The sequence below is a fragment of the Sphingomonas sp. Marseille-Q8236 genome, assembly GCF_965112005.1.
Genome location: NZ_CBCOPO010000002.1, coordinates 1,354,733 through 1,375,472, shown reverse-complemented (window position 1 = coordinate 1,375,472; position 20,740 = coordinate 1,354,733). Strand labels below are relative to the sequence as shown.

Genomic DNA, 20,740 nt, shown 5'->3' with positions numbered 1-20,740 from the left:
GGTATACAGTATAGGCTGGAGAGCAAGATGGTGCGGACAAATAGACGCGAGTGGATGCGGGGAGCGGCGACGGTCGCCCTGATGGGGGCGGCGCCCCGGGCGATGGCGGCGGGTATGTCCGTCCTGCCGTCGAAGGCGGAGCCCTTGCCGCTGACGGCGATACGGTTGCGCCCGTCGGCCTATGCGACGGCGGTGGAGACCAACCGACGCTATCTTTATCGGCTCAGCCCGGATCGGCTGCTTCACAATTTCCGCCTCTATGCCGGACTGGAGCCCCGTGCCCCCCGCTATGGCGGATGGGAAAGCGACACGATCGCGGGCCATACGCTGGGCCATTACATGTCCGCACTGGTCCTGACCTGGCAGCAGACCGGCGATGTCGAGATGCGCCGCCGCGCCGACTATATCGTCACCGAACTGGCCGAGGCGCAGGACAAGCGTGGCAATGGCTATGTCGGCGCGCTGGGCCGCAAGCGGCCCGACGGCAAAGTGGTCGATGGCGAGGAAATCTTCCCCGAGGTCATGGCGGGCAAGATCAAGTCCGGCGGCTTCGACCTGAACGGTAGCTGGTCGCCGCTCTATACGGTGCACAAGCTGTTCGCCGGCCTGCTCGATATTCATGGCGGCTGGGGCAATGCGCAGGCGCTCGACGTCGCGGTGAAGCTGGGCGGCTATTTCGCGCGCGTCTTCGCCGCGCTCGACGATGCCCGGCTGCAAGAGGTGCTGGGCTGCGAATATGGCGGATTGAACGAGAGCTTCGCCGAACTCTATCAGCGCACCGGCGACCGTCAGTGGCTGGCGCTGGCCGAGCGGATCTATGACCGCAAGGTTCTCGATCCGCTGGTCGCGGGCGAGGACAAGCTCGCCAATTTCCACGCCAATACGCAGGTCCCCAAGCTGATCGGGCTGGCCCGCATCCATGAGATCACTGGCAAGCCCGAACCGGCCAAGGGGGCGAGCTTCTTCTGGGAAACGGTGACCGGCCGCCACAGCTATGTCATCGGTGGCAATGCCGATCGCGAATATTTCTCCGCGCCCGACACCATCGCGCGCCACATCACCGACCAGACGTGCGAGCATTGCAATACCTACAACATGCTCAAGCTGACGCGGCACCTTTATGGCTGGAAGCCAGACGGGCGGCTGTTCGACTATTATGAGCGGGCGCATCTGAACCATGTCATGGCGGCGCAGCATCCCGAGCATGGCGGCTTCACCTATATGACGCCGCTGATGTCGGGCATGGTGCGGGAATTCTCGTCGGACAAGGACGATGCCTTCTGGTGCTGCGTCGGATCGGGGATGGAAGCCCATGCCAAGCATGGCGAGTCCATCTTCTGGCAGGGCGGCGACACCTTCTTCGTCAACCTCTACATCCCGGCCGAGGCGCGATGGGAAAAGCGCGGCGCGATCGTCACGCTCGACACCGCCTATCCGATGGACGGGCAGGCCAGGATGACCTTCAACCGGCTGGATCGGGCAGGGCGCTTCCCGGTCGCGCTGCGCATCCCCGGCTGGGCCAATGGCCAGGCGGTGGTCGAGGTCAACGGACAGACGGTCACGCCGCAAATCGAGCGGGGCTATGCGATTGTCGATCGCCGGTGGAAGGCGGGCGACAGCGTGGCGATCCGCCTGCCGCTCGACCTGCGGATCGAGGCGACGCCGGGCGACGATACGGTGGTTGCCGTGCTGCGCGGGCCGATGGTCATGGCCGCGGATCTGGGCGGGCGGGATACGAAATGGGACTCGCCCGACCCCGTCATGGTCGGCGCCAATCCGCTATCCGGCTTCGCGCCCGCCGATGGGGCAGGGGGGCGCTATAGCACGGCGGGAATCTTCCGACCCGGCAATCTGAGCTTTGCGCCATTCTACAGCCAATATGACCGGCGTAGTGCGGTCTATTTCAAGCGTTTCACCGACGCCGGATGGAAGACGCAGGAGGCCGCCTTCCTCGCCGAACAGGCACGGGCGCGCGACATTGCGGCGCGATCTGTCGACGTCATGCATCTGGGCGAGATGCAGCCTGAGCGCGACCACAACCTGACCTCGGACATTTCCTACCCCGTTTCCTATCGCGGACGGCAGGGCCGCGACGCGCGATCGGGCGGTTATATCGAGTTCAGCATGGCGGTGCGCCCCGGCCCAATGATCCTGCAGGCGACCTATTGGGGCGAGGAGCGCGCACGCGACTTCGACATCCTCGTCGACAATGTGAAGGTCGCCACGCAACATCTTGAAAACGATAGGCCGGGCGCGTTCTTCGATGTCGAATATCCGCTCCCCGAACCGCTGACCAAGGGGAAGAAGAGCGTCCGCGTCCGCATCGTGCCGCATGATCGCAGCACGGCAGGGCCGATTTTCGGCATGCGGCTGTTTACTGCGAAGCAGGGGGCCGTGGCTTGACCGGTATCCGTATGACGCTGGAGGAATTGCGCCAGCTTGCCCGCACCAAGCTGCGGGGCGCCGGGCTCGCGCCCGCCCATGCGGAGGCGGTGGCCGAAACGATGGTCGCGGGCGAGCGGGACGGATGCACCTCGCACGGCATTTACCGTTTGCTGGTCGCGGTCTCCAGTATCGAGAAGGGCGTCGTCGTGCCGGATGCCGAGCCGGTCCTGTCGCACCCGGCCAGGGCGCTGGTTCGGGTCGATGGCGGCGGTGGCTTTGCGCAACTGGCCTTTCAGACCGGCAAGCCCGCGCTGATCGAGAAGGCGCGCACGAACGGCATCGCCGCGCTGGCGCTGAACAATGTCGTGCATTTCGCCGCGCTCTGGCCCGAGGTCGAGGAATTGGCGGAGGCGGGGCTGGTCGCGCTGGCCTTCACGCCCAGCCATGCCTGGGTCGCGCCATCCGGCGGAGCGGAGCCGGTGTTCGGGACCAATCCGATCGCCTTTGGCTGGCCGCGCCCCGGTCAGCCGCCTTTCGTCTTCGACTTCGCCACCAGCATGGTCGCGCGTGGCGAGATCGAGCTTCACCGGCGTGCGGGCAAATCGGTGCCCGACGACTGGGGCGTCGATGCACAGGGCAACCCGACGACCGATCCCGCAGCGATCCTGTCCGGCGCGATGCGGACCTTTGGTGGGCATAAGGGATCGGCGCTGGCGGCAATGGTCGAGCTGCTCGCCGGGCCGCTGATCGGCGACCTGACCAGCCGCGAGTCGATCGACATCGATGCCGGGCGCGGCGGATCGCCATTGGGTGGCGAACTGGTTATCGCCATCGATCCCAAGGGGTTCCTGGGTGATCTTCTGCCCGAGCATCAGGCACGGGCAGAGGCGATGTTCGGCGCGATTACGGGGCAGGGGGCGCGATTGCCCTCCGCCCGGCGCTATGCCGCGCGTGCGGTTTCGCTGGTCGAAGGGGTGGAAATCTCCCCCGACCTGCACCGCGACGTGATGGCTTTGAACGGTTGAGCAAAGGGGATTAAGCATGACGAACCGGACCATGTTGCTGCTGACCGGTGTGGCCCTGGCGATCCTGCCGGTCGGCTTTGCCGACGCGAAGGTCGCGACCCCGGCACGGGCCGCAAAGCCAGCGCCAACGGCGGCGGATGCCCGCTTCCGTGCGCTGTCGGAGGCCGAGTATAAATGGCGCGTCAGCCAGAATGCGGCCGACGAGGACAGCGGCAGCGCCGGTTCGCGCCAACTCCCCGATGTCGGCCCGGCCGCCCAGGCCGCGCGACTGGCGCGGTGGGAGTCGACGGCCAAGGCGCTGGATGCGATCGACCCCGCCACTCTCTCCCCCGAGGTCCGCACCGATTACATGGTCTATCGCGGCCAGATCGACGCGCTGCTCGCCGCGCAGCGGTTCCGCGAATATGAAAAGCCGCTCAACGCGGATACCAGCTTCTGGGGCAATCTCGCCAGTTGGTCGCGCGGCAGCTTCACCAAGGAAAGCCAGTATCGCGGCTATATCGCCATGCTGCACCAGATGCCGCGCTATTTCGATCAGCAGATCGTCAATATGCGCGCAGGGCTGGCGCGGGGCTTCACGGTCCCGCGCGTCACGCTGAAGGGGCGGGACATTGGCGTCGCGCAGGTGATCGATGCGGGTGTGGGCGAAAAGCAGCCCTTCTACGAACCGTTCAGGACGATGCCTGCAACCATCGCCCCCGCGACGGCTGCGGCATTGCGGGCGGAGGCGCAAGCCGCGATCCGCGATGATGTGCTGCCTGCGCATCAGCGGCTGCTGACCTTCCTGCGCAACGACTATATGCCGCGCGCGCAGGCCAGCACGGCGGCCTATGACCTGCCCGATGGCAAGGCCTATTACCGTTCGAAGATCCGCGAATATGTGACCTCGGACATGACTGCGGAACAGGTCCATGCGATCGGCCTGTCCGAAATGCAGCGGATCCGTGCGCGGATGGACGGCGTGATGAAGGAGGTGAAGTTCAAGGGCGACTTCCCCGCCTTCCTGACCTTCCTGCGCACCGATCCGCAATTCTACGCCAAGACGCCGCAGGACCTGCTCGACCGGGCGGCTTGGCTTGCCAAGAGTTTCGACGGGATCGCGTCGGACTGGTTCGGCCGCCTGCCGCGCAGCCGTTTCGCCATCAAGCCGGTGCCCGCCGACCTGGCCCCTTTCTATACCGCCGGTCGTGGGGGCACGGGTATCTATCTGGTCAACACGTATAATCTTCCGTCGCGTTCACTCTATGCGCTACCCGCGCTGACGCTGCACGAGAGCGCGCCGGGCCATGCGTTCCAGATGCCGCTGGCCGCCGAAAACAAGGACCTGCCCGCTTTCCGCCGCGACAGCTATCTGTCGGCTTATGGCGAGGGCTGGGCGCTCTATTGCGAGGCGCTGGGCGAGGATATGGGCTTCTACAAGACGCCCTATGACCGGTTCGGCATGCTTTCCTATCAGGCGTGGCGCGCCGCCCGGCTGGTGGTCGATACCGGCATCCATGCCATGGGGTGGAGCCGTGAGAAGGCGCAGGCCTATCTGCATGACAATACCGCCCTTTCGGATCACGAGATCGAGACCGAGGTAGACCGCTATATCGCATGGCCGGGTCAGGCGCTGTCCTATTATATGGGGCAGCTCGCCTTCCAGCGCGCACGGGCCAAGGCGGAGAAGGCCCTGGGGCCGAAGTTCAACATCCGTGCGTGGCACGATGCCATGCTGCAACTGGGTTATGTGCCGCTCGGCGTGATCGAGCAGCGCAACGATCGCTTTATCGCGGAAGGCGGCAAGGGGCCCTATCCCGACGAGGAATGATCGTTGACCGGATCGCGATCATTCGATAAGAAAGTATACAGTATCTAGAACAATAGCAGGAAGACTGATTGTGAGCATCGGCTGGCGCGGCGTATTCCCCGCAGTGACGACCCAGGTTCGGGAGGATCTGTCGATCGACCTCGCCGATACGCAGCGTGTCGTCGACGATCTGGTTCGCGACGGCGTGACCGGCGTGATCGCGCTCGGCACGGTCGGCGAGAACAACTCGCTCGACTATGACGAGAAGGTCACGGTGCTGACCGCGATCGTCGAGGCGGTGGCCGGGCGTGTTCCGGTCATCACCGGCGTGTCCGAATATGACACGCGCCGCGCGGTCCGTTATGCCCAGGCGGCGGAAAAGGCCGGGGCCGACGGCCTGATGCTGCTGCCGCCGATGGTCTATGTGCCTAAGGCGCATGAACTGGTGAACCACTTCAAGGGCGTGGCGGACCAGACCGGGCTGCCGATCATGCTCTACAACAATCCGCCCGCCTATCGCACAGTGATCGACCAGACGGTTCTGGAGGCGCTGGTCGATGTGAAGAACATCGTCGCGGTCAAGGAGTCGGCGCCCGACACCCGCCGTTTCACCGATTTCCGCAATGCGTTCGGTGACCGTTACACCCTGTTCGCCGGTCTCGACGACGTGGCGCTCGAGGGGCTGTATCTGGGCGCGCAGGGCTGGGTCTCGGGCCTGACCAACGCCTTCCCCAAGGAGTCGGTCGAACTGGTCGCGGCGTTCGAGCGCGGCGATCATGCCAAGGCGATGGAAATCTATCGCTGGTTCATGCCGCTGCTCCATCTCGATGCCGAGCATGATCTGGTCCAGTCGATCAAGCTGGCCGAACAGGTCATGGGGCGTGGCTCGGAGCGGGTGCTGCCGCCGCGTTATGTCCTTGAGGGCGAACGTCGTGCCGAGGTGATCGCGATGGTCGAAAAGGCTGCCGCGACCCGTCCGGCCCTGGGCCAGGCCAAGGCCGCCTGATGGCGACGACGCTCTCGCCCCTGGACAGCGCGCTCGATGACGGGCGTCATCGGGGCGAGGGCGTCATCGTCGTGCAGACGCTGGCGGATCGCATCTTCGCGATCGTCCGCGAACGGATCATCGCGGGTGCAATCCCCGCCGATCGTCCGATCCGCCAGGATGCGCTGGCCGCCGAACTGGGGGTCAGCAAGATTCCGCTGCGCGAGGCGATGGCCCGGCTGGAGCAGGAAGGTCTGCTCCACGGCGTCGCCAATCGCGGCTATATGATCGGCGCGCTGTCCGCCGAACAGGCCGAGGATATCTACGGCCTTCGGCTGAAGATCGAACCGATCGCGGCGGCCCAAGCCTCGCTGGTCGCCGATGACCAGGACCGCGTGAAGCTGGTCGCGGCGTTCGATGCGCTCGATCAGGCGGCCCAGAGCGATCTGGCACGCGTCGCCGTCTGCAATCGCCAATTCCACATGGCCATGGTGCGCCCGGTTCGGCGCCCCTTGACCATCCAGCTCGTCCGCCAATTGGCGGTGCTGGCCGAGCGTTACGTCGTCGCCCATCTGCAACCCGCGGGTCGCGACGCACGCGCGCATCTGGAGCATCGCGAACAGCTTGATGCCTTCATGGCCCGCGATGCGGCGCGGCTTCAGGGATTGCTTGACGCGCATATCCGGTCCACGCTGATGGACCTGAAAGGCGGGTTTTCACCCGTCGTCTGACAATCATGAGCCCATAGGACAACCAGTCACAGGGCGGGGGGATTTCCATCGATGTTCGGACCGTTGAAACCGCTGGGCAGCGCGACCCAGCATGGCGAGGGGCAGGCGCTGGCCAAGACGCTGAGCTGGCCGCATCTGATCGCCCTGGGGGTCGGCGCGATCGTCGGCACCGGCATCTACACGCTGACCGGCGTGGGGGCGGAGCGCGCGGGGCCCGCGGTGATCCTGGCCTTTGCCATCGCCGGTGCGGTGTGCGCCTGTGCCGCCCTGGCCTATGCCGAACTCGCCACGCTGATTCCGGCGGCGGGCAGCGCCTATACCTTCAGCTATACCGCGCTGGGTGAGACGCTCGCCTGGGTCGTGGGGTGGAGCCTGATCCTGGAATATTCGCTGGCCTGCTCGACCGTGGCGGTTGGCTGGTCGGGCTATCTGGTCGGATGGATACAGGCGGCGGGCGTGCATCTGCCCCCCGAGCTTCTGTCCGGCCCGCATGGCGGCGGCATCATCAACCTGCCGGCGGTGCTCGTCGCGCTGTCCGTGATGGGAATGCTGGTCGCGGGTACCCGCGAAAGCGCGACGCTGAACATCATTCTGGTGGTGGTGAAGCTGGTGGCGCTGGGCGTCTTCGTCGCCTTCGCGTCCCCGGCGTTCAGCGCGGACAATCTCCACCCCTTCATGCCCTATGGCTTTGCCGCGACCGAAGTGGACGGCGCCAAGCGCGGCGTCATGGCGGCGGCGGCGATCGTCTTCTTCGCCTTTTACGGCTTCGACGCGGTGGCGACCTCGGCGGAGGAGGCCAAGAATCCGGGCCGCGACCTGACCATCGGCATCGTCGGATCGATGCTGGTCTGCACCCTGATCTATATGGCGGTCGCGGTGACGGCGGTCGGTGCGCTGCCCTTCCAGCAACTGGCCAACTCGCCCGAGCCGCTGGCGCTGGTCCTGCGATCGCTGGGGCAGCCGACGGCGGCGCATCTGATCGCGCTGGCGGCGGTCATCGCGCTGCCGTCGGTCATTCTGGTGATGATGTATGGGCAAAGCCGCATCTTCTTCACCATGGCGCGCGATGGACTGCTGCCGCAATCGCTGGCGGTGGTCAGCAAGCGGAGCGGCGCGCCGACCCGCATCACGCTGGTCACCGGCGTGTCGATCGCGCTGGTGGCGGGTATCTTCCGGCTGGACGAAATTGCCGAGCTTGCCAATGCGGGCACCTTGCTCGCGTTCATCTCGGTGGGTGCCTGCCTGATGGTGCTGCGTCGCAAGGCGCCCGATGCCAAGCGGCTGTTCCGCTGTCCGCAGCCCTATCTGGTCGGGACGCTGGCGATCGCGGGTTGCCTCTATCTGTTGTTCAGCCTGCCCAGCTCGACCATCGTCCGTTTCGCCATCTGGAACGCGGCGGGCCTGGCCTTTTACTTCGCCTATGGCCGCCGTCGGAGCGCCCTGGCACAAGCCTGATCCCGATCGGGATGGGCCCCGGCGCGTCGATGCGACCGCCGGGGCTTTCCAAACCGCTCGGATAATTCTATACCGAGTGTTATGAAAAACCTATTGCCCGTCTGTAAGGGGCGGCCACGCGAATTCTGCACTGACAAGGCCCTGGCAGCCGCGCTCCGGGTGTTTTGGAGCAAGGGCTATGAAGGCGCGTCGATGGCTGACCTGACCGAGGCGATGGGAATCACCAAGCCCAGCCTCTATGCCGCATTCGGCAATAAGGAAGCCTTGTTCCACAAGGCGCTGGACCTCTACGAAGCCGAAAAGCTCGCTTATATGCGTGACGCGCTGGAGCAGCCGACCGCCCGCGCGGTAGCCGAGTATCTGTTGCGCGGCGCGCTTGATGCGCAGACCAATTGCGACGAGCCGCAAGGGTGTCTGGGCGTCATCCTCTCGGTGGCTTGCGGGGCAGAGGCCGAATCGATCAAGGCGGAGGTCGTCGCCCGGCGCGCCTCGTCCCAGGCCGCACTGCTGGCGCGTTTCCAGCGGGCCAAGGAAGAGGGCGATCTGCGCGACGGCGTCGATCCCGAAGGGCTGACCCAATATCTCTATGCCTTGTTTCAGGGGATGGCGGTCCAGGCCGGGTCCGGCGCGACGCGCGCGGATCTGGAAACGCTGGTCGAAACCGGCATGGCACTCTGGCCTTCGCGTTAAATACCACCCGGTATAAAACTGCTTGACGACCTTTCCATCGGTTAATATACCACTCGGTATGGAAGGCGCTTCGGGCCTTTCTGATCGATAACAAGCGAGACAGCACGGCGGCGGGCTACGGACTGCCGATCGCGTCGGGCACAGGCCGGGCGCGCGGGATGTCGCGCGACAGAAGGGGTAGTCTCATGGCCTATGTCGCTTTTCAGGAAATCGGTGCCGCCCGCGTCGCGGTCGATGCCGCCATCGCGCAGCGGGGCGCGTCGGCGATTCGTCCCGACGCTCGGCTTTCCGCGCTCGAATGGCAGGTCGTGGCGCTGGCCCGTCGGGACCGCATCGCCAGCCTGCGCGCACCGGGCAAGTTGAGCCGCGCGCTGGGCAGCATTTTTGGCGAGACGCGTAATCCCCGTCTGGCCGATCCCTCGCTGGAGGCGCTGCGGCGCATGGCGGTGCTGAGCTGGCACCATGGCTATAGCGTGCCCTCGCATGAGGTCCGCGCCTTTCTGGCGGCGGGTTACACCGCCGACCAATATGAGCTGATGGTCGACAGCATCGCCACCGCGCTCAGCAGTTCGCGGCGTCCGGCACGGCTCGCCACGTCGGAATGACGCTGCGATAAGGCGACGGGCTCTTGCCCTTCGCGCGAAGTGGCGTAGCTTAGGGGCGCCAATGACGGAGCAGACCATGCCGGCCGAACTGCGTCTGAATGACCCCTTTTCGATCATCACCCTGCCCATGGTGGATGGCGAGCGGACCATGCCCTGGGAAAATCTGTTCGCCTGGCCGCGACAGGGCGATGTCCAATTGCCGTTCGATGGCGCCTCACGCGAGGCGCGGGACATTTGGGCGACTCGGCTGGATCATGCGGTGGCCCATGCCGACAAGACCGTGTTGCTGGTGGCGGAAGGGGCGGCGTGCCTCGCCAGCATCTGGTGGGCGCGGTTGTCGCCCAGCCATTATGTCTCGAAGGTCGCGGGTGCCCTGTTCTTCCAGCCACCCGCCGCGACCGCGCTGGAGCGTAGCGGCGGGCAGCTTTTCGCATCGCCCGATGGCGCGCTGCCATTCCCCTCGCTGATCGTCGACGGTTCGGTTCATGGATCGGCCCTGGCGCAAATGTGCGGCGGGCGGTTGCTGGACGCCCCTGTCGCGGCCCCGCCACCGACCGGCATGTGGCGTCAGGCCCAGCGCCTGATCGAGCGTCTCTCGGCCGGCGTGGTGGAGCAGGATTTGCGCATCCTGCGCACGCTGGGCCATTCCGATCGCTGACGAAAAAAAGGCCCGACGGGTACCATCCGCCGGGCCAGTCGATCGCCTTAGGGAGCTTCCTTTGGCGAGGAGGAGCGGTTTAGAGCCCGCTAGGGACCCGCCACCGAGGGAAAAATCAATTCGCGTTCGCGGCGTTCAGGGTCACCCCATTGTCCGAGAACAGCTCGTTGCCGACCGCGCTATCCTCGTTCAGCGTGCCTTCGTCATTCGCGATCACCTCATTATCCAGCGCCAGCGCGGCTTCGTTGTCGACCGCGGTGACATTGCCCGATCCGGAGGGCGAGCAGCCCGCGACCGTCGCGGCGGCAGCAAGAAGGATCAACGAGGAAATATGGCGTCGCAACATCGTGTGGGTTCCCTGTTCTGCCCGTATATCGCCGCTTTCCGGCTACAGGCAAGGAATACATACTAAAACGATGGGATATAACCAAGGCTATTCTTTGCGGGGCGATAGCTGGGCTTTGTCGTGGCCCATCGTCCTGTTGCTGATCCTGTTCGCGTGGCCCGCTATGGCCGCGGCGCAGGGGGGAGCGGTTCCCGTGAAGGGCCCCGCCGCGCTGGCGCTTGATGCTGACCAATATGGCCTGGCCTCGGGGCTCTCCGGCCCACAAGCATTGCAGGAGCTTCGCGTGCAGGAGGCGTCGGTGCCGCTGACCGATGCGTTGCAAATCGAATTCGCCGACCGCTTGGCCGGCCTGTCGGTCGGTCATGCGCCGTTCCGGATCGATGTGCTGCTGACCGGCGATGCCCCGGTGGCCGACCGGGTGGTCCAATTGGCGGGGCAGGCGGTCGCCATCCGGTTTCGCACCGGGGCCTATGCCACTCATCACCAGTTGGTCGTCGCGCTCGCGCTGCACCAGACCGAAATTCGTGCCAACCTGACTCAGCCGCCGGGCATCGGCGTCGATCCGCGTATCGGGGCGCTGGTCGTGATGGTCGGTCGGGGGGATTTGCTGGCCGAAGCAGCGGACGCTCTGCGCGACCGGATCGCGCGGATCGCAGGCGTGCCGGTGAAGATCGCCACCCTGGATACGCCGGAGATCGATCTGGCCGATCTCCAGGGTGGAACGCGGCTGGTCGGTGTCGATCGGGCCAATGGGCGGCGTTACGCCTGCACCAGCGGCTTCGTGGTCCGGCGAGCGGCCGAGAGCGCGATCGTCACCGCCGCACACTGCCCGGACGATCTGTCCTGGATCGACGCCCTGGGGACGGCACATCCGCTACGCTATGCCGGGCAATGGGGCTGGGGCTATCAGGACGTGCAGGTCAATGTCAGCGACCATCCGCTCGTGCCCGACTTCTGGAGCGACACCGCCAAGACGATCAGCCGCACCGTGACGGGGGCACGCCCCCGTGCCTCGACCCGTGCGGGCGACATTGTGTGCCATCGGGGCGAGCGGACCGGCTATAGCTGCGCGGAAGTCTGGATGCCCGACTTCGCCCCTGCGGGCGATCTGTGCGGGGGCGGCTGTACCCCGACCTGGGTCGCGGTGCGTGGTCCCACCTGTCGAAGCGGGGACAGCGGCGGTCCTGTCTTTTTGGGCGGCACGGCATTCGGCATCGTGAAAGGCGGCAGCTATCGCGGTGACGGAAGCTGTGCCTTTTACTATTATATGTCAGTCGATTTCCTGCCCGATGGGTGGGTGCTGGCGACCGGCTGAGGGATCGCATCGCGTCGCGCCTGCGTTTTTTGCGAACGAACGACAGCGATGAAGGCGACGGTATGAAGGCGATGATCCTCGATGCACCGGGTGGACTGGATCGGCTGAAGCTGGTCGAACGGCCCGACCCCGGTGCCCCGGGTCGCGGAATGATCCGGGTGCGGCTCCACGCGACATCCCTCAACTATCATGATTATGGCGTCGTCTCGGGCAGCATGCCGACCGAGGATGGCCGCATCCCGATGGCCGATGGCGCAGGCGTGGTCGAGGCGGTCGGGGACGAGGTGACAGACTTTGCGGCGGGCGACGCGGTGGTCGCCTGCTTCTTCCCCGACTGGCAGGAGGGGCCGCCCCGCGTCGGCGACTTCGCCCGCGTGCCGGGCGACGGGATCGACGGCTATGCCTGTGAGACGGTGGTCGCACCCGCCACGGCCTTCACCCGCGCGCCCAAGGGCTATGACCATGCCGAGGCGGCCACCATCACCACCGCCGGTCTGACGGCATGGCGCAGCCTGGTGGTCGATGGCGGTCTGAAGGCCGGGGACAGCGTGCTCGTCCTCGGCACCGGGGGCGTGTCCATCTGGGCCTTGCAGATCGCGCGAATGATGGGGGCGCAGGTGGTGGTGACCTCCTCATCCGACGAGAAGCTCGAACGCGCGCGGGCGCTCGGGGCCGCGCATACGATCAACTATCGCACCCATCAGGATTGGGGGCGGCGCGTCCATGACTGGGCGGGCGGCGGTGTCGATCACGTCATCGAGGTCGGCGGGCCGGGTACGTTGGCCCAGTCGATCGATTCGGTCCGGATCGGCGGGCATATCGGCCTGATCGGGGTGCTGACCGGCGTGGCGGGCGACGTGCCGACCGCGACGATGATGCGCAAACAGGCGCGCTTGCAGGGGCTGATCGTCGGCAGCCGCCGGATGCAGATGGAATTCGTTCGGGCACTGGACGATGCCGCGCTCCGGCCTGTCATCGATCGCCGCTTCGACCTGCCCGATCTGGCCGAGGCATTCCGGTTGCAGGAAAGCGGCGGCCATTTCGGCAAGATCGCCGTGACATGGTGAGGGCAGGGGGATGAGCAGCGCCGCCGCCACTGTCGATCCGAATTGGCCGCACATCGTCATCGTGGGGGCAGGCTTTGGCGGGCTCGCCGTCGCCCAGCAGCTCGCCAATGCATCGGTCCGGGTGACGGTGGTCGACCGCAACAACTATCACCTGTTCGTGCCGCTGCTCTATCAGGTGGCGACCGCCGCATTATCCCCGGCGGATGTGGCGGAGCCGATCCGGCATGTGCTGGGCCGTTATCCCAATATCCGGGTGGTGTTGGGGGAGGTCGTGCAGGTCGATACCGACCGGCACGAGGTGGCGCTGGCGACGGGCGAGACGCTGACCTATGATCGGCTGGTCGTCGCGACGGGATCGACCAGCAGCTATTTCGGACATGACGAGTGGCGAAGCGTCGCCCCCGCCTGCAAGACGATCGAGGAGGCGCGGGTCATCCGGTCGCGCGTGCTGGGCGCATTCGAGGAGGCGGAGCGCGACGGCGTGGCGGATCGCGACGCATTAATGACCTTTGTGATCGTCGGCGGCGGCCCGACCGGGGTCGAGCTTGCGGGATCGGTGGCCGAACTGGCGCGCCATGTCCTGACCTCCGACTTTCGGCGGATTCGGCCCGAAACCGCGCGGATCATCCTGGTCGAAGGCGGAAAGCGCATCCTGGCGGCGTTTCCCGACGAGTTGGCCGATTATGCCGAACGCGCGCTGTCGCGGTTGGGGGTTCAGGTGATGACCGATTGCCCGGTCGAGGCGATCACGGCCGAAGGGCTGACCGCAGGTGGGCAATTCATCCCTGCCCGCACCGTTCTTTGGGGTGCGGGCGTCGCGCCGACCGGGGCCGCCAAGCTGCTCGGCATCGCGCCGGGACCGGGCGGGCGGGTGGCGGTGGGGTCCGACCTGAAGGTCGTCGGAATCGATGATGTCTATTCACTGGGCGATGTCGCTGCGTGTCCCGATGAGCAGGGCAAGCCCTTGCCCGGACTGGCACAGGTCGCGCAGCAGCAAGGCCAGTATCTGGGCAAGGCGCTACGTGCGGAATTGACGAAGGGGCAATCGGCCCGGCCCTTCCGCTTCCATAATCGGGGCAATGCCGCGATCATCGGGCGGCACGCCGCCATCTTCGATTTCGGGCGGTTTCGGATGAAGGGCTATCCGGCCTGGATGCTCTGGGCGATCGTCCATGTCGTGCTGCTGGTCAGTTTCGCGCAGCGCATCCGGGTCAGTCTGCAATGGCTGTGGCGATACCTGACCTATCGCCGGGGTGCGCGGATCATCACCACGCCGCTCGCGCGGCCCCCCGGCTGAACGGGTCAGCGGCTCAACTGGGCGCGCAGATCCACCAGGGTGGCGCCGATATGGTCGGTCAGGAACCCGGCGACGCGTGCCTCGTCGCGCGCCAACCACGCGTCGAGCAGTTCATGATGTTCCTTGTGCGCACGGGTCTCGCGCCCGGCAGGCTTGAGATGCTGAACGACATAGCGTTCGGCTAGCACCTGCAACCGCTCGATCAACTGAAAGGTCAAGGCCGCGCCCAGCGGCCGCACCAGCGCCAGATGGAAGGCGCGGTTGCGCAGCGCAACCTCATGCAGCGCCTCATGCGCGGCGACGTCGAGTGCCACGAGGGCATCCCTGGCCGCCTGCTGGTCGGCGTCGGTCGCCACCCGGCTGGCGCGAGCGGCGGCATCGGGCTCCAGCGCCAGGCGAAGTTCGTAAATCTCTTCCGCCTCGCCCGCCCCCAACGACCGTACGAAAAAGCCGCGATTGGCCTGGCTGGTCAGCAGGCCTTCCTGCTCCAGCCGCGCCAGCGCCTCGCGCAGCGGAATCTTGCTGACGCCCAGTTCGTTGGCGAGGGCGTCCTGCCGGATCGGTTGTTCTTCGGGCAGATCGCCGCTGATGATCCGTTCGCGAATGATCGTGAAGATCTGTTCGGACAGCGTGCGAACGACAAGGCTCATGGTCTCTCTCGTGCCGACAGGCCAGGAGGAGCCTGTAATTCATGGATAAAGTATTATTGGGACCGGCAGCATAGACCTTTTCATATGTCGCTGCCAAGTGTCGCGGATCAGTCGGTCGGCAAGGCGTCGTTCAACTCCGCCAGCCACACCGATGCGCGTCCATCCGAGGGCGCGCGCCAGTCGCCACGGGGCGACAATGCGCCACCGGGCGAAACCTTGGGTCCATTGGGCAAAGCGGACCGCTTGAACTGGCTCGTCTGGAAGAAGCGGGTCAGAAACCGTTCCAGCCAATGGCGTATGGACGGCAGGTCATAGGCGACCCGCGCGTCGGGCGGCAAATCCTCCGGCCATCCCCCGACCTCCGCGTCGCGCCAGGCATGCCAGGCCAGGAATGCGATTTTCGATGGCTTCAGGCCATACCGGATGACGTAATGCGCGAAAAAGTCGTTGAGCGCATAGGGGCCGATCATTGCCTCGGTCGACTGCATCGCCCCGCTGGCGTCGGCGGGGACCAGTTCGGGCGAGATTTCCTGCGACAGGATGGCGGCGAGCACGGCATTGGTGTCGTCGTCATATTGGCGGGTTCGGATACACCAGCGGATCAGGAACTGGATCAGCGTCTTTGGGACTCCGGCATTGACGGCATAATGGCTCATCTGATCGCCGACGCCATAGGTGCACCATCCCAGCGCCAGCTCCGACAGGTCGCCGGTGCCCAGCACGATCCCGCCGCGTTGATTGGCGAGGCGGAAGAGATAATCGGTGCGCAGGCCCGCCTGGACATTTTCGAAAGTGACGTCGTGAACCGGCTCTCCCTTGGCGAAGGGGTGGTCCATATCCGCCAGCATCTGTTGTGCGGCGGGGCGGATGTCGATCTCCTCCGCGCTGACGCCCAGGGCGCGCATCAGCGCCCAGGCATGCGCCTTGGTCCCTTCGCCGGTCGCGAAGCCGGGCATGGTGAAGGCCAGGATACGGTCGCGCGACCAGCCCAGCCGGTCGGTCGCCTTGGCGGCGACGATCAGGGCATGGGTGGAATCGAGCCCCCCCGACACGCCGATGACCAACGTCTTGGCGGCGCTGGCGTCCAGCCGCTTGGCGAGCGCCTCGACCTGGATGTTATAGGCCTCGTAACAATCCGCGTCGCGCCGCGCAGGATCGTCGGGGACGAAGGGAAAGCGGTGGACCGCGCGGCGAAGCCCCTGGTCCGCGGGCTCGACACCGTGCACGAAACCGATCCGCCGGAACCGGGTCTCGGGATGCCCGGCAAAGGCCGCCGAATCGTTGAACGTCCCGAAGCGGAGCCGTTCCTGCACGATCCGCTCGACATCGACATCCGCGGTGGTCAGCGCGGGCTCGCGCAGGAAGCGTTCGGACTCGGCCAGTGTTTCGCCCAGTTCGTGGACCAGCCCCTGCCCGTCCCAGGACAGGTCGGTCGTGCTCTCCCCGATCCCGGCGGCGGAATAGACATAGGCGCAGGCGGAGCGGGCGGATTGCGCCGCCGCAAGCATCGCCCGATCGCGCGCCTTGCCAATCACGATGTTGGACGCCGACAGGTTGCAGCAAATCGTCGCCCCCGCCAGCGCGCCCAGCGTCGAGGGTGGGGTAGGGGCCCAATAATCCTCGCAAATCTCCGCATGGAAGACGAAGCCCGGCACATCCTCCGCCGCGAAGATCAGATCGGTGCCGAAGGGCACGACCTGCCCGTCCAGTTCGATGGTGAGCCCGGTCAGGCCGGCCCCGCTCGCGAACCAGCGCTTTTCGTAATATTCCCGGTAATTGGGCAGGAAGGTCTTGGGCACCACCCCCAGTATCCGCCCCCGTGCGATGACGATGGCGCAATTGTACAGCCGCCCATTGCGGGGCAGCGCGGCTCCGATCAGCAGGACGGGCGACAGCGCGGCGCTGGCATCCACCATCTCGCCCAGGGCGGCCAGCGTCGCGGTGTGCATCGCGCCTTGCAGATGCAGATCGTCGATCGCGTAGGAGGTCAGCGACAATTCGGGATAGACGATCAGGTCCACCCCATCCTCGTCCGCGACCCGCGCCAGATCGAGCATGGCCGCCGCATTGGCCTGCGCATCGCCGACCGACGCGGCGGGCGTCGCGGCCGCGACGCGGATCAGGCCATGGGAGTGAAGGGCGTAGAAGGGATGGTCCTGCATCCTGTCGGGATAGCGGTCCGGGCAGGGGGGCGCTACCCCGTGTGGCTTGTCACGGGTTAGGATGGGGTCGTGATCGTGGGGGTGAGCTTTGTCCCCACTCCATGCGATCCTGCTGCAATCCGTCGGCGACCTCGCTAAAGGCGTCGCATTCCTAGCGTCCAGAGGCACTGATGACGGTCGAACTCTATGGCATTCCGAACTGCGACACGATGAAGAAGGCGCGCGTCTGGCTGGATCAGCACGGCGTCGCCTATCGCTTCCACAATTATAAGGCGGACGGCATCGACGAGGCCACGCTGCGCCGCTGGGTGGAGCAGGTCGGCTGGGAGCTGTTGCTCAACCGCGCCGGCACCACGTTCCGCAAACTGGACGAAGCCGATCGTCAGGACATCGATGCGGACAAGGCCATCACGCTGATGCAGGCCCAGCCTTCGCTCATCAAGCGGCCGGTGCTCGACCGGGAGGGTGCGTTGACCGTCGGGTTCAAGCCGGAGCGCTACGCCGAAATCTTCTAACCTCGCCAAGGGGGTGGAGCGGGCTCGATAGCGGGAGTAAGGGCGGCGCATGTCCACGACCTACACGCTCGACACCGCGACGAGTCGCGCCAATCCCACGCCCGCCCCGATGAAGCGGCTGACCGTTCCGGCCATTCGTCGTCGCAAGGGCGAGACGCCGCTCGTCATGCTGACGGCCTATACGGTGCGCTCGGCACAGTTGCTCGATCCGCATTGCGACATGCTGCTGGTTGGAGACAGTCTGGGGCAGGTGATCTATGGTCTGCCCTCGACGGTGCCGGTCACGCTCGCGATGATGGCGGCCCACGGCGCGGCGGTCGTCAGGGGCAGCTATCACGCGGTGGTGGTCATCGACCTGCCCTTTGGCAGCTATGAGGCGAGCCCCGAAAAGGCGTTCGAGAATGCCGCGTGGCTGCTCAAGGAAACCGGCGCGGCGGCGGTCAAGCTGGAGGGCGGGGTCGCGATGGCGCCGACCGTCCGCTTCCTGGTCGAACGCGGCATTCCCGTCATGGGCCATGTCGGCCTGACGCCGCAGGCGGTGAACGTGCTGGGCGGCTATGGCGCGCGCGGCCGTACTCCCGAAGAGGCGGAGAAGATCATCGCCGACGCCCTCGCCATTGCCGAGGCCGGAGCCTTTTCGGTGGTGATCGAAGGGGTCGTCGAGCCGATCGCGATCGAGATCACCAACCGGGTCAGCTGCCCGACGATCGGTATCGGCGCATCGGCGCAGTGCGACGGACAGGTTCTGGTGGGCGAAGACATGCTGGGCCTGTTCGACCGGACCGCGCGCTTCGTTCGCCGGTACGAGACGATGGGCGACCGGATCGGCGAGGCAGCGCGCGCCTATGCCGAAGATGTCCGGGCTCGTCGCTTTCCGGGGCCGGAACAGATTTACGCGCCCCGCGAAGGGGCGTGACGCAAGCTTCTTCCCACCGGGCCCGCTCCTCGCTAAAGGTCGCGGCTTCCTTGTTGCCTTGATCCAGAATAGCGGAGCCCGTCTTGGCCCTAACGCCCCAATCCAGCCAGGCCTTTTTGAGCGAGGTTGACGACGAACTGCGTCGCGACCGGCTGACCAAATTCTGGACCCGCTGGGGCCTCGTCGTCGGTGCGGTGATCCTGATCGGGCTCGCGGCGTTCGGCGGCTATCTCTACTGGCAGCATCGTCAGCATCAGGCGGCGGGTACGGATGGCGAGCAGTTGCAGGCCGCCTATGACGCGCTGTCGCAGAACGACACCAAGGCGGCGGATGCCAAGCTGAAGACGCTGGCGACGTCCGACGTCGATGCCTATCGCGCGCTGGCGCAGTTCACCCAGGCCGACATCCTTCTGCAGAAGGACGATATGAAGGGTGCCGCGGCGCGCTTCGCGACGATCGCCAACGATGCGTCGCTGGCCCAGCCTTTCCGTGACCTGGCGCTGATCCGCCAGACCATGGCCGAATATGATACGCTGAAGCCCGAGGCCGTCGTCGCGCGGCTGGGTGGCATGGCGGTGCCCGGCAACGCCTATTTCGGTAGCGCCGGAGAAATGGTCGCCATCGCCTATCTGCGCCAGAACAAGCGCGCCGAAGCCGGTCGCCTGTTCGGCCAGATTGCCAGCGAGAAGGATGTGCCCGATACGTTGCGGCAACGTGCGGTTCAGATGGCCGGCGTATTGGGGGTCGATGCCGTCGGCCAGAGCGAGGACACTAAAACCCAATGACGAAGCATTTCCGCACCTCGGCCGCGCTGGCCGCGCTGATGGCGCTGGGCGCCTGTGGCGTATTCAAGAGCGCGCCGAAAAAGACTCCGACCGTCGGTAACCGGGTCCCCATCCTGGTGTCCGAAACCGGCGTCGAGGCCGACAAGACGATCGCCGATGTGCAGGTCCTGCTGCCCGCACCCGAAACCAATGCCGAATGGTCGCAGCCGGGCGGCAACGCGTCGAAGTCGATGGGGCAACTCGCCCTTGCCGAGCAGCCGCAGCGGGTCTGGGAAACGACGATCAACGGCGGGTCGGCGCGCGATCCGCTGGGCGCCGCGCCGGTGGTGGCGGAGAACAAGCTGTTCGTCGTCGATGTCGAGGGCAATCTCCAGGCGCTGAACGCCGATACCGGGGCTCGCTTGTGGTCAACCGCGATCACCGAGGGCGACGAAAACCGTCTTGCCCGCTTCGGTGGCGGGGCCAGCTATGACAGCGGCACGGTCTATGCGACCGATGGTCTGGGCGATGTGATCGCGGCCAATGCCGCCGACGGCAAGGTGCTGTGGCGCGCCAAGCCCAGCGGCCCGCTGCGCGGATCGCCGACCATCGCCAACGGCAATGTCTATGTCCTGACCCAGGATAATCAGCTTTACGCGATCAACCAGGCCGATGGTAAGATCGTATGGGCCGGCCAGGGCACGCTGGAGACGCAGGGCGTGTTCGGCGTCGCGGCCCCCGCCGCCAGCCAGGGCACGGTCGTCGCCGGTTTCTCCAGCGGCGAACTCAACGCCTATCGCTACGAAAACGGGCGTATGCTGTGGCAGGATGCGTTGTCGCGGACCAGCATCTCGACCTCGGTCTCGACGCTGTCCGACATCGACGCGGCGCCCGTCATCGATCAGGGCCGCGTCTATGCGCTGGGCCAGGGTGGCCGCATGGTCGCGCTGGAACTGTCCACCGGTCAGCGTCTGTGGGAACAGAATTTTGCCGGTATCTCGACTCCCTGGATCGCGGGCGAGTGGATTTTTCTGGTGACCGACGACGCGCGGCTGGTCGCGCTCGCCCGGTCGAGCGGCAAGGCGCGCTGGATCGCGCAGCTCCAGCGTTTCCATAACGAGAAGAAGAAGTCGGGTGCGATCACCTGGTTCGGCCCGGTGCTGGCAGGCAACCGCCTGATCCTGACCAATTCGGAAGGGCAGATCGTCTACGCCAATCCGGGCGACGGATCGGTGCAGGCGACGGTCGAGGCCAAGACCCCCTTCGCGCTGCCGCCGGTCGTGGCGAACGGGACGCTCTATGTCCTCGATCAAAAGGGGCGGATCGCCGCCTATAAGTAAAGAACGACCGTCCCCTCGGCCCGGCCGGGGGGACGGTATGTTTTG

General features: G+C 66.0%; 19 protein-coding genes. 16 read left to right on the top strand and 3 right to left on the bottom strand.

Going from position 1 to position 20,740, the window contains the following annotated elements; all coding sequences use genetic code 11:
* Nucleotides 1–27: 27 nt before the first annotated feature.
* The 9 genes from ACWPWT_RS18770 (at nucleotide 28) to ACWPWT_RS18730 (ending at nucleotide 10,323) form a co-directional block, all read left to right on the top strand.
* Complete coding sequence (locus ACWPWT_RS18770; RefSeq protein ID WP_261267875.1) at nucleotides 28–2,403, top strand: glycoside hydrolase family 127 protein; 2,376 nt, start codon at nucleotides 28–30, stop codon at nucleotides 2,401–2,403.
* Between the two features lie 11 nt (nucleotides 2,404–2,414).
* A complete protein-coding gene (locus tag ACWPWT_RS18765; protein WP_261268224.1) occupies nucleotides 2,415–3,410 on the top strand; it encodes an Ldh family oxidoreductase in 996 nt (331 codons plus the stop codon).
* 16 nt (nucleotides 3,411–3,426) lie between these two features.
* Nucleotides 3,427–5,220, top strand: coding sequence for a DUF885 domain-containing protein (locus tag ACWPWT_RS18760; RefSeq protein WP_454280934.1), 1,794 nt, complete (start codon nucleotides 3,427–3,429; stop codon nucleotides 5,218–5,220).
* Nucleotides 5,221–5,290: 70 nt separating this feature from the next.
* On the top strand, nucleotides 5,291–6,205 hold the full coding sequence (locus tag ACWPWT_RS18755) for a dihydrodipicolinate synthase family protein (protein ID WP_261267873.1): 915 nt from the start codon (nucleotides 5,291–5,293) through the stop codon (nucleotides 6,203–6,205).
* Nucleotides 6,205–6,915 (top strand): GntR family transcriptional regulator, encoded by a 711-nt coding sequence (locus tag ACWPWT_RS18750; protein WP_454280933.1) that lies wholly within the window; start codon nucleotides 6,205–6,207, stop codon nucleotides 6,913–6,915. Before ACWPWT_RS18755 ends, ACWPWT_RS18750 begins: the two co-directional genes overlap by 1 nt.
* Before the next feature lie 51 nt (nucleotides 6,916–6,966).
* Nucleotides 6,967–8,370 (top strand): amino acid permease, encoded by a 1,404-nt coding sequence (locus ACWPWT_RS18745; protein WP_261267871.1) that lies wholly within the window; start codon nucleotides 6,967–6,969, stop codon nucleotides 8,368–8,370.
* A gap of 81 nt (nucleotides 8,371–8,451) precedes the next feature.
* A complete protein-coding gene (locus tag ACWPWT_RS18740; RefSeq protein WP_261267870.1) occupies nucleotides 8,452–9,060 on the top strand; it encodes a TetR/AcrR family transcriptional regulator in 609 nt (202 codons plus the stop codon).
* Between the two features lie 185 nt (nucleotides 9,061–9,245).
* Entirely contained in the window at nucleotides 9,246–9,665 is a 420-nt protein-coding gene (locus ACWPWT_RS18735) for a hypothetical protein (RefSeq protein ID WP_454280932.1), read from the top strand.
* 61 nt (nucleotides 9,666–9,726) lie between these two features.
* The gene (locus ACWPWT_RS18730) at nucleotides 9,727–10,323 is read left to right on the top strand and encodes an alpha/beta hydrolase (protein ID WP_261267868.1); all 597 of its coding nucleotides are present in this window, start codon (nucleotides 9,727–9,729) and stop codon (nucleotides 10,321–10,323) included.
* A 115-nt stretch (nucleotides 10,324–10,438) separates the two neighbouring features.
* Here ACWPWT_RS18730 and ACWPWT_RS18725 read toward each other — a convergent pair whose 3' ends face one another.
* On the bottom strand, nucleotides 10,439–10,669 hold the full coding sequence (locus ACWPWT_RS18725; RefSeq protein ID WP_454280931.1) for a hypothetical protein: 231 nt from the start codon (nucleotides 10,667–10,669) through the stop codon (nucleotides 10,439–10,441).
* 115 nt (nucleotides 10,670–10,784) lie between these two features.
* On the opposite strand from ACWPWT_RS18725, the gene ACWPWT_RS18720 reads away from it, so the two are divergent.
* The 3 genes from ACWPWT_RS18720 to ACWPWT_RS18710 all read left to right on the top strand — a co-directional run bounded on the left by ACWPWT_RS18720 (nucleotide 10,785) and on the right by ACWPWT_RS18710 (nucleotide 14,348).
* On the top strand, nucleotides 10,785–11,984 hold the full coding sequence (locus ACWPWT_RS18720) for a hypothetical protein (protein ID WP_454280930.1): 1,200 nt from the start codon (nucleotides 10,785–10,787) through the stop codon (nucleotides 11,982–11,984).
* 62 nt (nucleotides 11,985–12,046) lie between these two features.
* The gene (locus tag ACWPWT_RS18715) at nucleotides 12,047–13,051 is read left to right on the top strand and encodes a zinc-dependent alcohol dehydrogenase family protein (protein ID WP_454280929.1); all 1,005 of its coding nucleotides are present in this window, start codon (nucleotides 12,047–12,049) and stop codon (nucleotides 13,049–13,051) included.
* A gap of 10 nt (nucleotides 13,052–13,061) precedes the next feature.
* On the top strand, nucleotides 13,062–14,348 hold the full coding sequence (locus tag ACWPWT_RS18710) for an NAD(P)/FAD-dependent oxidoreductase (RefSeq protein ID WP_454280928.1): 1,287 nt from the start codon (nucleotides 13,062–13,064) through the stop codon (nucleotides 14,346–14,348).
* Between the two features lie 5 nt (nucleotides 14,349–14,353).
* Here the strand turns inward: ACWPWT_RS18710 and ACWPWT_RS18705 are convergent, their stop codons facing one another.
* Together ACWPWT_RS18705 and ACWPWT_RS18700 are read right to left on the bottom strand one after the other, a co-directional pair.
* The gene (locus tag ACWPWT_RS18705) at nucleotides 14,354–14,998 is read right to left on the bottom strand and encodes a GntR family transcriptional regulator (protein WP_261267863.1); all 645 of its coding nucleotides are present in this window, start codon (nucleotides 14,996–14,998) and stop codon (nucleotides 14,354–14,356) included.
* A gap of 107 nt (nucleotides 14,999–15,105) precedes the next feature.
* Nucleotides 15,106–17,160, bottom strand: coding sequence for an NAD(+) synthase (locus tag ACWPWT_RS18700; protein ID WP_454280927.1), 2,055 nt, complete (start codon nucleotides 17,158–17,160; stop codon nucleotides 15,106–15,108).
* Between the two features lie 170 nt (nucleotides 17,161–17,330).
* On the opposite strand from ACWPWT_RS18700, the gene ACWPWT_RS18695 reads away from it, so the two are divergent.
* From ACWPWT_RS18695 to ACWPWT_RS18680, 4 genes are all read left to right on the top strand, one after another.
* Nucleotides 17,331–17,675 (top strand): ArsC family reductase, encoded by a 345-nt coding sequence (locus ACWPWT_RS18695; RefSeq protein WP_454280926.1) that lies wholly within the window; start codon nucleotides 17,331–17,333, stop codon nucleotides 17,673–17,675.
* 49 nt (nucleotides 17,676–17,724) lie between these two features.
* The gene (panB, locus tag ACWPWT_RS18690; protein WP_454280925.1) at nucleotides 17,725–18,591 is read left to right on the top strand and encodes a 3-methyl-2-oxobutanoate hydroxymethyltransferase; all 867 of its coding nucleotides are present in this window, start codon (nucleotides 17,725–17,727) and stop codon (nucleotides 18,589–18,591) included.
* A 116-nt stretch (nucleotides 18,592–18,707) separates the two neighbouring features.
* Entirely contained in the window at nucleotides 18,708–19,376 is a 669-nt protein-coding gene (locus ACWPWT_RS18685) for a tetratricopeptide repeat protein (RefSeq protein ID WP_454280924.1), read from the top strand.
* Nucleotides 19,373–20,695 (top strand): outer membrane protein assembly factor BamB family protein, encoded by a 1,323-nt coding sequence (locus tag ACWPWT_RS18680; RefSeq protein ID WP_454280923.1) that lies wholly within the window; start codon nucleotides 19,373–19,375, stop codon nucleotides 20,693–20,695. Before ACWPWT_RS18685 ends, ACWPWT_RS18680 begins: the two co-directional genes overlap by 4 nt.
* Nucleotides 20,696–20,740: the final 45 nt, after the last annotated feature.